The following is a 13,183-nucleotide window of genomic DNA, read 5'->3' on the forward strand; positions in this document are numbered from 1 at the left end:
AATGGTGATGACAGCACATACCCTGCCCAAACCTAGTTCAAGTTAAGGTTTCAGATTCAGTAAATTTTGATAGGCGTGCGATCGATTTGAGAAAGGGGGAGCATTAGTATGGCAAGAATAGAAAATTCCCGATGGAAACTTAGCATGGTTGGCTTTACTGCTTTTGTTTTAGCTACTCTTTTCTTTTTAATAACGGGTCCTAATATACCGGGAATACTTGGCTTTTTAACATCTGCCCTAATATTATTCATTGTGAATGCTGTTTATATTTTTTATACAAAGAAGAAATCAAGGAACGCAAATAATCAGATATAGAGTAACTACTAAACGTCTGCTCATTCCATCATCTAAAACTGTCCGTAATACAATGTAAAATGATTACAGTCTTTTGGATGTATCATTTTTCCAGCAAGTTCGTTTTCACTTTGATTTCTGAGTAAGTTCACAACAATTGGTAGATTAGGTATAGCCACTTGTGCAACGCGGGAGGGCATTTTATGTATGAAGTTGAACCATTTTTTTGGTTAAAGTTACTTCTCTTATTAACTATTTGTTTCTTGTTAATAACGATATTCAATGCCATCTTGAGAAGATGGCTAGGCGTCGAGAAAGCAAAAGTTTTCTCTCATAACTATGTAAATGACAAACATAAAAAAATCGATTGGAATCTAAGACTTCTCTTTATTATCATGATTGTGTTAGGCGGATTTATTAATATCGTATTAATTCCTGGAGAAGCCTATTTTTTCTTACAACCTTGGTTTTTGTTATTTGGACTCGTATTTACCAGTGAAATTATAAGAGCAGTCATGGAGCGAAGATATGCAAAGAATCCAAATGCCTATATTTTCACGATCTGTCAATCTGCTTTTATGTTGGTGTTGCTTATTGTGGTATTTGCAACTGATTTCTTTGGTATTTTCGACTCAAGTGTACTCATCTTTTGATGCATTGTCTTGTGATTTAGTGTAACAGTTGAACGGCCGGTTGAAGGATTACAGTAGAAAATGAATGTAACTTAATTGCTAATAAGTTACATTCAAATTCAACATAAACTCTCTAATAACTGTTCCTTAAACTTAATAACTCGGTGTGTAAATCCTACCGGTATCAGTGTCTATGACATAATCAACTTCAATATCCTCCAAATAGGGAATTTGCTCAAAGTTATGAAGCCGACAAAACACGTCAGGAAAGTCGAAGTACTCATAAGTTAATTTATCTGCCTGAAGATACATCTGTTTCAATTGCTGTTTCGTACACTTTTTTCCCGTTAACAAAACTTGGATAAGGTGTCCTTCAATTTCAATAATCATCAAAATCACTACTGGGTGCTAACCAGTTATATAGCTTAAATTTTCATTACTTTCCTTTTTTCAATGTTACTAGAATTAAGATAGTTCAAGTACTCCGAATGTAACTTAATTCACAATAAGTTACATTCAAAAGTAAACACTTAGTAAATACCCACTTGAAAGAACTGCAGTCAATCCAGCTGTAATTCCCAGAAGAAACCTAGTTTTCTTAGAGAATGATTGGAAGTTTTCATAACTCTGCGAAGTAGTGCTCCAAATTAGAAATATGATAAAAAAGACTATACAAGATCGAATAAAATCAGATGTAGTGAATTCCTGAAGTGATTTACGAAAATTGTCTTCTGCATAACAAATTACTAGAAAAAGGATTAAGTTTTTAAAAAAGTAGTATGAGAATAAGTTTATATAATTTGCGCTGGCCAATAAATTAACGCTCCTTTTACATTTTGTATTCTATTGATTTTGAATGTAACTTAACTGCACTATTGTTAAATTGAAAATATGTATTTGCTTCTTTCAGAATCGGTTCAATAATCCTTTTAAGGCTTCTTCCATTTCCTTTTCCAGATGGTCGTAAGTTGCTTGATAAAGTGTGCCCGTCCCGTGCCAATAGCCGCCAAAGTAATACCACAACGGAATGTCGAGGTCTTCGAATCGGTCGTCTTCCTCGAAGTTGTCGTATTCCACCGCCATAAACGAACAATATTCCTTCTCAAAGACATGGTCGCTTGAGATCCCTTCGACTTCATCCCCGTCAATAGTGCGCTCCAAACACACCCTCAGGTTATTGCGTTTCTTCTTTTCAAATTCCTTTGTATATTGCTCTTGCAACGATTTTGCCAGTTCTGCTGCATATGCTTCGACTTCCCGGATTTCTCTTTTCAACGCCTCGTCAAAGGCTGTGTCGGGAATCCCGACATAGGCTGTATCAGAAGAAGGCGATTTCGATTTAAAAAAGTTCAAAAAACACCTCACACCACTCCCTCCTCCTTATTCATTCGCTTCCCAGGCAAGTGGTTTCTTGATTCTATGGGGTAGTTCGACTAATTTCCCTTTTCTCCTTTTTCAAGGTCTTCATCTATTTTTTAACTACTCACAGAAGTGTATGTCTGCGAACATACAGGCGAGCAGTTGATTTTCCTTCACATGAATTTTTATAAGTCCCCTCCCTATATTCAATGAAAAACCTTCATTTGATGAGGGTTGTTTAACTTCTTTTAAAAGGGAGGACAGAAAAAATAGAACGCTAAAAAGAGGACAGATTAACTGCCCCCTTCGTCCGTCTCTGACTGTATCGTTTTGCATGCCGAGAACCGGTAATTGCTTTCCCTGTACTTTGCCCTTGACTATACTGCCGCTTTCGGACTGGCACCAAAACGATTGATGCCCGATTCGCTGTCTTGAACAGTAAAGACCAATAAGACAATCCAGCCAATGACTGGAATCAACGAAATCAGTATCCACCAGCCGCTTTTCCCTGTATCATGCAAACGCCGGAACGTAACCGAAAGACTCGGAATGATAAGAAGAAGAGAGAATAAAGTGCTTAATATGCCGACGTCTTCAGCTATTTCCAATCCAGCGAATGCATCAACCATCGTTAGTACAAGGCTGAACAAAGCTGCAATCAACATGAACATCCAATATTCTTTCCGGCGTGAACGATCGGAAAAGTTGAATGCTTTTTTTAATACTGTTACAAACCATTTCATTTGGTAGCGCCTCCTTTCCTTCTGGATATAAAACTAAAATTAGTATAGCTTCATAAATCCATTATGTATAGCCAATATTTGTATTTATTTGTTAGGTCATTGTATCTATTTTACTAAAAATATTTTTAATACCAGATCTTTAGTGCCTACTAGAAGTGTTTTAAAATCCCACCTGAAAAAGCTACGAAACCGCTGTTTCTTTTCCTGCCTTTCTTAAACTGAATTTTTTTCTAAAAAATTACAAAAAGAGCAAGCGGCATTCTCGATTCTTACTATTACATTGAACTATTTAAGCACATTGCTTTTTAGAGAAAGTTAGAGCTTGATTGAATCAAACTGGAATAACGAAAGAAGTTTAAAAGAAACTGGAAAGATATAATGAAAAAATGCTCAGAAAAGTCCTTTAAAATGGAAAATAAGTATTTGGCACTATATTTTCTCCCCCTCTTTTGACATATTATTAGCAAGATTGTTTCACTTTCAGAAAAATTAAACAAGATAACGAAAGAAAGCGAGGACTCAGTGAAACGGATCAATAATGAACTTAGCAAAGGAGAAGGAACATGAAGAACGCAACAAAGTTATTGGTCATTTTACTTAGTATCCTCTTAATTTTCACCAGCCTGCCGTGGCAGCAGATGGCGCAGGCAGAAGGAAACGAACTGGCCGAGTACGAAGAACGGCTCGGTCTGAATGAAGAAAGTAACCCGTACACCATCGAAATGGAAGATCCTGAAGCCGACGTGGCCCCAGTCACTTATACCAATGGGGATGAACCGGTCTATCCGGAGGAAGGGGAAATGGTCGAAGAACGGACCGAAAACTCCAAGGTTTTCAGCAACGGTGACGGCACGTTCACCGAGGAAATCTATCCGGAACCAATCCACAGCGAAGATGCGGCCGGCGACTGGCAGGACATCTCCACGGACCTGAAAGAAGACAAAAAGGAAGAGAAGATTTCCGGTGAAAATACCAAGCTGGAAGTGGAATTCCCTTCCGTGGTCGACGATACATACGTCACGATCCAGAACGACGGAAATACACTGAAATATGAACTGCTTTCTGCAGAAGGTCCAGCCGGTGTGGTACAGGTATTGCCCCCCACCATCGACTACACGGAAAACACCATTTTTCACCGGGAAATCTTTCCGGCAGTGGATCTGCGTAGCATCCTGTTTGACACATCCTTAAAAGAAGACCTGATCCTGACGGAAGCGGTCGATTACCATACGTTCCATTACCAGGTGCACACCAACCTGAAAGGGAAACTGATTGAAGACGGCTCCATTTCCTGGACGGAGAACGAGGAAGTGGTCTTTACCACCCCGGCTCCGGTGATGTCAGACTCCAATGTCGACGAATTTTCGGGGGAAGCGGTCCGGTCGGAAGAACTGGCGTTTTCACTGGAAAAGAATGAACTGGGGTATCTGGTTACGTTGACGGCCGATCCGGAATGGCTTTCTTCTCCGGACCGGGAGTACCCGATCTACATCGATCCGACGACGAGCTTGCCGACTTCCGCCGATTCGTTCGTCTCCAGTGCCTACCCGACAGCCAACTATGATTCCTATTGGGATTCTAACGGCGGCTATTATTCATTGCGCGCGGGTTATTTTGATGCTTCTTCCGGAACGCAGTTTTCGTACCTGCAACAAAACGTAGCGCACCTGAAAGGGGCAACGATTGATTCCGCCACCTTCAGCGTCTATACGTCACATTCCTATTATCCGACGACTGCCACGGGCTTGTGGATTGATGCGGTGAGTGCTGCTTGGTCCCCTTCCACGTTGACGTGGAACAACAAACCGGCTTCGACAGCCATCACAAGCACCAATGTCTACAAAGGCCAATGGGCCAATTTCAATGTAACTTCCACCGTTCAGCAATGGGCGACGGGCACAAAAGCCAATTACGGCTTTAAGCTGCATACGAACGGAAACGGCCAGACTTACTGGAAACGATTCTATGCGTCTGAAAACAGTACAAACAAACCGTATCTGTCTGTCACGTACAGTTACCCGACACCGGCAGCACCGACGGTAAAGGCGACAAACAACAATGACGGAACGGATACCGGCTATCTGGATGTTTCGTGGCCGAGCGTCCCTGGCGCGAAGGATTACATCGTTTACCTTTATAATGGTCATTCCTATCAAGGGTTTCCGGCGGGGAACGTGACTTCCTGGTCGACTAAAGGAAAGAACATCTGGCCGACAGATGAGCAGTTGTACAACGGCCACTACCAGCTCAGTTCAAACGGTCTAGGCCAGGAACTGCCGGTAGATCCTTCCGAAACTTACCAGGTTTCTGGCGGCCGTTACGGCACTGGCACCAAGTACTGGGTCCGTGTCGCCGCTGTTTATGACGCCGGCAACTCGAGCATGTCCGCGGAAACCATGCCGTATATGCCGCTTTCCAAACCACAGGGCATAAACGGTGCAGCGAGCATCAACCTGGACGACACAACCGGCTACATCTCCGCCAACTGGGAACCGGTGGCACTCGCGACCGGCTATAAGGTTCTCCTGTTCAACGGGAAAACGTATGAACAGGTGGCGGATATTAAAGTGGATCCTGCCAAACCGGATCAGGCGTTGCAGTGGCATTCACAAGGCAAAAAAATCTGGCCGACTTCGGCTGATGTAGCCGCTGGCAAATTCGCTTTCCGTTTGGACGGTACAGGCGTGGAGCTGCCGAAAGATCCGACACCGGTTTACCAGGCATCCGGTGGATCTTACGGCGCCATCAAGCATTACTATGTACGGGTGAAAGCTTATACCGAGAATCACCCGGAATCGGTCCAGTCGACCTACTTCAAGTCCCCACTTCCGGACAAACAGAACTCGTTGGGCAGTGAAGCATTCTGGCCGACATTCAGCACACCTGCCGGAACGGTCAATGCCATCAACGGGAACCTGACATTCAGTGAGACGGATGCGAGTTTGTCCGGCAGAGGACCATCGATTGAAATTGCACGGACATACAATAGTCTGAGCGACCAAGTCGGCAGTTTCGGCAAAGGCTGGCTGTTCTCATACGACATCCGTTTGGATGAACTCAGCAACAAAGACGTGCAACTGACAGAAGAAGACGGCACGGTTCACGTTTACAAATACATTTCAGAAGGCGTGTATGCGCAGCCGCACGGGCTGTATTTGCCGATTACCAGTACAGCCAATACGTTCGTCCTGACCACCAAGAATCAGGATAAACTCCATTTTGGAAGAGCGGCATCCGATTTCAAGGGGCGCCTTTTCCGAATCGAAGATGGAGAGAAATTAACAAATAAAGTAACACTCTCTTGGTCAGCCAATCCGATGACCATCACAGATGCAAGCGGACGTGTCACGAAAATTACGTTCACGGGATCGAACGGCTTGATTACGAAAGTTGAGGATTACGGTGGCCGTGTCTGGTCATACACTTACACCAACGGGCAGTTGACAAGTGTTACGGATCCGACAGGAGCTACGTACAGTTATACGTATGAGAATGGCTTGCTTAAGACAATCAACGACGCATTAAACAAGCAGACGGTCTTGGGTTATGATGCCTCTAAACGACTGACAAGTGTAAAAGATGCGGTTGGAAAGGTTACTTCTCTGGCTTATGGATCCGGACAGGCGTCTATTACGCACCCAGCGACACAGACGTATAACGGTGAGGCTTCCTCTTCCCCGGCAACGGGTACCGCGGTTTCGTCGGTGGATACCCTGACGTATACAGGCGCAGGAAATCCGGCCACACTGGTCACGGATACCGGAACTGGAAAATTAAATCTGAAAACGACCTATACCTACTCGTTGAATGAACTAACCAAAACGGTGGATCCGCGCGCTGGAACCGAGACAGCCGTATTCGACGGCGAAGGAAATGTCTTGGAAGTCGTCGGTGCAAATCAGGAAACGACACTTGCTTCCTATAATGAAAACAATGACGTTGTTTCTGTTACAGATGCGCTGAAAGAAACGTATACCACGGCTTACGATGGGATGTTGGAAGTTTCCAGCAACGACCCATCAAAAACAAGTGCCATAACGGAATATGATGCTTTTGGAAATGTGACACGCTCTTCAAAAGAGATGGCGGTAGCTTTTAATCAGCTGACAAACGGCGGATTTGAAGAAAGTGCTACAACTCACGCTGGCTGGACGGTACGAAATAGCTCGAATAATACCGGTACCGCAACCTTAACCACCACAGGCGCTAAACAAAACCGGGCGATTACGCTGACTTCGAAGCCGGCAAACGGACTGGCAAACGGCACGTTGTCGTTTACTTCAATCACACAAGATATTCCTGTCCAGGAAAATACGTTATATACACTGAGCGGATTACTGAAGACGGCGAACCTTCAAGGACGCGCTTTCTTCAATGTGCAGTTCCTTGGCATATCGCCGACACAATATGCAGATAATCGGTATCATTACCTGTCCGGTACCAATGATGAATGGACTGAACGCCAGCTTTCCTTCAAGACTCCTGCTGGTACAACTGCAATTCGAATCTATCTAGAAGTGGATAATGGAAAAGAAGGCCTTTCCGGTGGAACAGCGAGCTTTGACAATATTCAGTTAGAATACGGACAAGTTTCTTCTACCTTTAACCCGATATCAAACAGTGGAATGGAACAATTGAATGAAAGTGCACCTACCGAGTTTCCCGGCTGGAATTTTACAGCTTTAAAAGGAATGTATGATGAAGAGGAAGTTTTCGATGGTGACTTGTCTGTAAAAGTACTACGGAAACAAACTACGGATCCTCTTTTCACCATGAGCCAGACCATCTATCTGAAACAAACAACTCCAGCTCCCATTACAGCGTCAGCACTCAGTAAAGCGGTGAATGCCGTTGACCTTTCGACGAACCCGGGAAGCGGATATAATATTTATTTACGAGCTTACAATGCAAGTGGGACCGAGATTGGAAAAGGCAGTGGATTATTTGCCTTAGGAACCCATGATTGGCAAAAGGCAGCAGTATCTCTGAATCTCACTCAACCAATTGATAAAGTAAACGTCTACCTTTCCTTTAATGGACAAGTAACTGGAACAGCTTGGTTTGACAGTGTGCGTCTGCAAGAAGGACTGGTCAGCTCTTCCAGTGGTTATGATGCAAAGGGAAATGTCCTGGAAGTCCAAACAGACGAATTAGGTTATGAAACGCGTTATGCGCATGACAACTGGGGCAATCAGACTTCCGTAACAGATGCAAAGGGGTTCGTGACAGAATATACTTATAATAAAGCGAATCAGTTGGAAACCACTTCTATGCCGGGGTCAGATGCACAGATCTATTACACCTATGACGGAAACGGTAGCAATAAAGAGAAAAGTGTACGTTCTAAGGTAAATCCATCAATTACCTATAGCAAGAGCAGCTATGATTATGATGACGCCGGCCAACTGCAGACAGAGACTGTTCATGCGGATGGTAAAACTTACGTTACTGACTTTGATCACAATTCTCGCGGAGAAATCAGTTTGACAACGTATCCTACGGGTAGCAAAGTTTCAGTCCTCTACGACTCAGCAGACCGGCAAACAGGTCTGGTGCATACCTTGCCAGGTGGAACCGCTCAACAGGTATCATCATTCAAGTTGGACGGTAACGGCAATCAAGAAGAAATTCACAACTTACTGACAGATACGAAAATGTTCCAGAAGTTTGATAGTGGAAACCGGGTAACTCGGCAGTCGAACGGTAGCAGCTTGGCGGTCGGTCCAGCCATCGACTGGGTATTCGATGCCAATGACAATGTCACCGTAGAGACCATATCTAACGGTGCACTTAGCTACAAGCACGAGTTTAAGTACAATACATTAAATTACAATACAGAACTGATTGATCCAAACAATGAGAAATACCGATTCCAATATGATGAGACCGGCAATGTAAAAACTTATAGTGCACCGAACGGCACAGGCGCTCTCTTCGTCTATGACGATCGAAGCCTTGTGGAGTCCATTGATATCGGTCATAATGACATCAATGGATTGATAAAATTCGGTTATGAATATGATGCAAATGGAAACCGGTCAAAACAGCATATCACACAGCAGTTTGCCAGCCGGGCTACGCTGACAGGCACTGCAGACTATGACTATGATTCAATGAATCAGCTGAAACTTGAGAGCATTCCGCTTACCGGAGAGAAAATCGCTTACAAGTACGATGTCGTAGGCAACCGCGAACAGAAGCAAGTGACGAAAAACGGAACCGTGACACAGACGGTAGATCATGTCTTCAATAAACGGAACCAGCTGATTGAAGTCAAGAATGGAACCACCAGCACCAAGTGGACATATGATGACAATGGCAACTTGTTGGACGATGGGAAATTCATCTATCAGTGGGACGCCGATAATCGTCTGCGAAAGGTAAATAGCAAAGCTACCACTGTACAAGTAGCTGAATACTGGTATGACGATGCTGATCGTCGAATCCGCAAGAATGTAAATGGTACAGTCACAAACTATATTTATGATGGTCAGGGCTTAAACGTCCTTTACGAAACAGACGCAAGCAATGTAATTACTGCGTATCATTCCTATAATACAAATGGCCAACTAATGGCTCGTACAGAAGTAAAAGATTCAAAGAGCACACGCTACTACTACCATTACAATGCGCATGGCGATGTAGTTATGGTGACGAATAGGACAGGTAGTTCAAAATCTGATTTGATTGTCGCTTCCTATGTATATGATGCTTGGGGTAATACCATTTACCAAGAAGGTTCATATGCAGAAAAGAATCCTTATCGTTATGCGGGTTATCAGTTTGATATGGAAACACAAAATTATTACTTGATGGCGCGCTATTATAACCCGCAGGCTGGGGTTTTCACGTCCATGGATCCAGATCCAGGGGATGACGATGATATCCTCACACAGAACGGTTATACGTATACGAATAACAATCCAGTTATGTTAGTAGATCCGGACGGTCATTTCGCTTGGTTAGCTATTAACGCCGGATTTGCTGCTTATGATGCATATGGTGCATACAAATCCGGAAAATCTAGAAAACAAATTTTAAAAGCGGCAGCCTGGGGCTTTGTCGGTGGAAGTAAATTTAAGGCAGGGAAAAAAATATACAAGACAGCAGGGAAAAAATTATCTAAACGCACTGGTTCCTATGTTGTTAAGTATGAATCAGGTTTTGTGTATGTAGGTAAAGGAAGTATGAAAAGAGCAAGAAATTCAGCTAAAAAACATGCAAGTAAGCATAGTGATAAAGTGAAAACAGTTATGTGGAGACCTGCAAAAAACCATAGAGAGGCGTATATAAAAGAATACAAACTGATGAAGAAATATAAATACAAAAAGGGTGGAAAACTCTATAATGCAATATGGAGCCCAGGTAAAAAGTATCACTATCAAGACTATGGAAGGTATTAAAAGATAAATGAGGAGAGCCTATGGAGAAAAATAAGCTTCGTATAAGTAACGATGGGAATGGAATCACCGTATTCATTAGTAAGGAAAATGTACAAGAATCTGTTCAGTATATCCAGTCGCACCAGGTCAAAAAGGTAGAGGTTACCTACGGCTATGATGAATCACAAATCGATTTCTTAAGTGAATGTCCAAGTATAGAGACCTTTTCACTTGAAGGGCCGAGTGTAAAGAATTTTGATGGAGCCTATCACTTGAAGGCACTTAAAGTCTTAATAATCAATGATACTTCCCCTTCCTTGAAGGTCGATTTTAGCCAGTTGACCTCGTTGGAAAAGATTATCGGCACATTGCCGCCTAAGGCAGCAGCAATCGGTAGCCTGATTAACTTGAAGAAAATGCAGATTTGGGACTATAAGCCAAAAGGGAAAAACCTGATGGAGTTCACAGACCTGAAAGCTCTTGTAGATCTCGAGCTAATCAGCTCCAACATCACTTCCCTGGAGGGGATTCAAGGATTGCAGAAGTTAGGTCGACTCGCATTGTTTAGAATGAGCGCCCTGATGGACATCGACGCGATTCAATATCTGTCGGAAAACCTGACGAAACTTCAAATAGAGTTTGCAAAAAAAATCCAAGACTTTTCTCCAATTGGAAAAATCCAATCGCTTGAGTCTTTGAGTTTGAATGACTGTGGGAATATACCGTCAATTCGGTTTACAGAACAGCTACCTCGCTTGAAAACCTTGGTTTTGGTAGATTCTACTGTAGTGGATGGAGATGTCTCCCGTTGTATCGAGATGGAGTACGCTTATTTTACGAATAAAAAACATTATTCCCATCGGCTGAAAGAAGGGCCACGGCTCAATGACCCTCACTCTTTTATAGAGAAATCCAAACCGGAAGACACTGAACCGGTTCAGCAAAACGCTAAGCAGAGGGAACAGCCTTTACCTACGCAAGAGTGGAGAATAAGGATGAACGCTGGGGATGACCAATTTACTGAAGAAAATCTAAGGGCAACAGATAACGTACTCCATGACTATATGGATGGACTTTCCCGCCTTCAAGCGCCAACTGAGAAGAAAATTATAAAAAAAGTGAAGGAAACGGTCCTCCGTTTAAATGAGCTGAATGAAAAATATGACTTTTTCATTGAGACACTAGAGCGAGAGGAACTGTATGATTTCATTATGGAAAAAGCGCAGCAAGCTGGTCTGGAGACGAATGAAGACATTACAGAAGAATGGCGGGAGTGGTAAAAGCGGTTCAACAATTTCCGAAAAATTAATAGAGAAATATTGCATAGTAAGAAATTTTCACAAAGGCTTTTGCTTAATAACAGTAGAATAGCCTTAGTCAATTAATATCAACAACAAACCTCACTGATTGAAAGCTTTTATAGAGCTATCATAAGGTGAGGTTTTATTTGTTTTAAGAATATGAGATTTGCTGAACATATTGCTTTCTTGAAATTGACTATAGTCACAAGCTGCAACATTTCGCCTATGGGAGAAACATGAATAAGTATTAAGAGCGTAAGCTTATGCATCCTAATTACAATTTTTGTATCCTGGCAGGGAAATCAAGTTTTAATATATCAAATTCAAATTGAATGGATTACATCTGGTTTTCTACCTGTTCGAAATTCTCCTTTTCCGAAGTCTTGGAAAAAACAGCCTTAGCGTGCAATTGTCACCTGGCTAGATATCTTGTGTTTTTTGGATAGGCGTGGATAACTCAATAGACCAATCAAAATATTCTTTTATCAGCTTCTGTTTAAATTTTTCATTATATTTTCCATAGAAAAACATCTTCGTATAGATTTGTTGATATTTTCATAACTGTTTTTAAACGAAAGGTCTTTTTACTGGTCTTATACTTTTATGTCAGTGCAAATTTTAACTCTAACTTTTGGATGCAACACCTGCACTATTCGTCTTTTTCTTGCTGTTCATTAGCCCCTGCAGTAAATCAAAAGGCCCGTTAATTTTTTGAGGAAAGTCACTTTGTATTATTAGCACTCTCTTGACTCTTTTCATATGTAGCTAATCATGGCCTACCTGCCGATATGAAATCCAATCACAAAAGAAACTCAGATAGTGTTAATTATCCTTCAATTTCTTTTTACATTAATGTAGCTTTTTTGAAATCTGACGCCTTTGTATAATGAAGATGATTCAATTGATCATTACTCCCCAGCCATCTGAGTAGGCATTATAAGGTTCACTTAACTTATTCAATTGCTTTTGTATATTAGTCACACCTTCATGAGTTAAAAGCATTTCTACTTCACAATAACAAATCCATTCTTTAGATTCATCGTCTTGTTCTAGTACACAGCTAAACCCATTTTTCTTTAATTCGTGCAGAATAGAGTCTCCATTTTTTTTATCGGGAACAGCTACTAAAAAATCAACTTGATAAGTTTGTGTAAAATCAATACCTTCTTTATAAAGTAATTTTAACACTTTGCCATCTTCATCATTCGGAAATTTTTTAGGTAATAAATTCAATTTTCTTCTCCTCCAGGCTCTTATGAAAATTTTATTTCTACTAAGATATTTTTTTGGTAGATGAAATCTCTTGCTTAGAAAGTCATCCTTTTCTTCGGCAATCAATCTTTCTCTTTAGTAATTACCGACTATTGTTCTGCACGAATATTTTGTAAGCAGATTATTTTCTCAGGTTTATAAAGCAGCCGAAAACAGTAATTTTTGTATGTTAGTATGAAAATCGCTATAGAATACGATTT

7 protein-coding genes are annotated in these 13,183 nt (G+C 41.8%); 4 read left to right on the plus strand and 3 right to left on the minus strand.

The genetic code is table 11. The annotated features are described in order from the left end of the window. Positions 1-108 precede the first annotated feature (108 nt). Positions 109-315, plus strand: a complete 207-nt coding sequence (locus CXF70_RS13280; protein ID WP_101803073.1) for a hypothetical protein — start codon at positions 109-111, stop codon at positions 313-315. A 182-nt stretch (positions 316-497) separates the two neighbouring features. Continuing rightward, entirely contained in the window at positions 498-947 is a 450-nt protein-coding gene (locus tag CXF70_RS13285) for a DUF4181 domain-containing protein (protein ID WP_101803074.1), read from the plus strand. Between the two features lie 885 nt (positions 948-1,832). Here CXF70_RS13285 and CXF70_RS13295 read toward each other — a convergent pair. Together CXF70_RS13295 and CXF70_RS13300 are read right to left on the minus strand one after the other, a co-directional pair. Continuing rightward, entirely contained in the window at positions 1,833-2,291 is a 459-nt protein-coding gene (locus CXF70_RS13295) for a hypothetical protein (RefSeq protein ID WP_101803076.1), read from the minus strand. Between the two features lie 371 nt (positions 2,292-2,662). Continuing rightward, positions 2,663-3,028 carry a DUF805 domain-containing protein gene (locus CXF70_RS13300; protein WP_101803077.1) on the minus strand — a complete coding sequence of 122 codons (366 nt, stop codon included), beginning with the start codon at positions 3,026-3,028 and terminating at the stop codon, positions 2,663-2,665. Between the two features lie 563 nt (positions 3,029-3,591). On the opposite strand from CXF70_RS13300, the gene CXF70_RS13305 reads away from it, so the two are divergent. Together CXF70_RS13305 and CXF70_RS18575 are read left to right on the plus strand one after the other, a co-directional pair. Further along, entirely contained in the window at positions 3,592-10,431 is a 6,840-nt protein-coding gene (locus CXF70_RS13305; RefSeq protein ID WP_101803078.1) for a DNRLRE domain-containing protein, read from the plus strand. Between the two features lie 974 nt (positions 10,432-11,405). Then, positions 11,406-11,690, plus strand: a complete 285-nt coding sequence (locus tag CXF70_RS18575; RefSeq protein WP_101803081.1) for a hypothetical protein — start codon at positions 11,406-11,408, stop codon at positions 11,688-11,690. A gap of 918 nt (positions 11,691-12,608) precedes the next feature. Here CXF70_RS18575 and CXF70_RS13315 read toward each other — a convergent pair. Continuing rightward, complete coding sequence (locus CXF70_RS13315; RefSeq protein ID WP_101803082.1) at positions 12,609-12,944, minus strand: ribonuclease E inhibitor RraB; 336 nt, start codon at positions 12,942-12,944, stop codon at positions 12,609-12,611. Positions 12,945-13,183: the final 239 nt, after the last annotated feature.

The sequence above is a fragment of the Planomicrobium sp. MB-3u-38 genome, from assembly GCF_002836425.1.
GTDB classification, from domain to species: domain Bacteria; phylum Bacillota; class Bacilli; order Bacillales_A; family Planococcaceae; genus Planococcus; species Planococcus okeanokoites.

What these genes read in the sequence shown, in the direction of transcription:
- CXF70_RS13300 (WP_101803077.1), bottom strand. Translation starts at nt 3,028, where the DNA reads ATGAAATGGTTTGTAACAGTATTAAAAAAAGCATTCAACTTTTCCGAT.
- CXF70_RS13280 (WP_101803073.1), top strand. Translation starts at nt 109, where the DNA reads ATGGCAAGAATAGAAAATTCCCGATGGAAACTTAGCATGGTTGGCTTT.
- CXF70_RS13285 (WP_101803074.1), top strand. Translation starts at nt 498, where the DNA reads ATGTATGAAGTTGAACCATTTTTTTGGTTAAAGTTACTTCTCTTATTA.
- CXF70_RS18575 (WP_101803081.1), top strand. Translation starts at nt 11,406, where the DNA reads ATGAACGCTGGGGATGACCAATTTACTGAAGAAAATCTAAGGGCAACA.
- CXF70_RS13305 (WP_101803078.1), top strand. Translation starts at nt 3,592, where the DNA reads ATGAAGAACGCAACAAAGTTATTGGTCATTTTACTTAGTATCCTCTTA.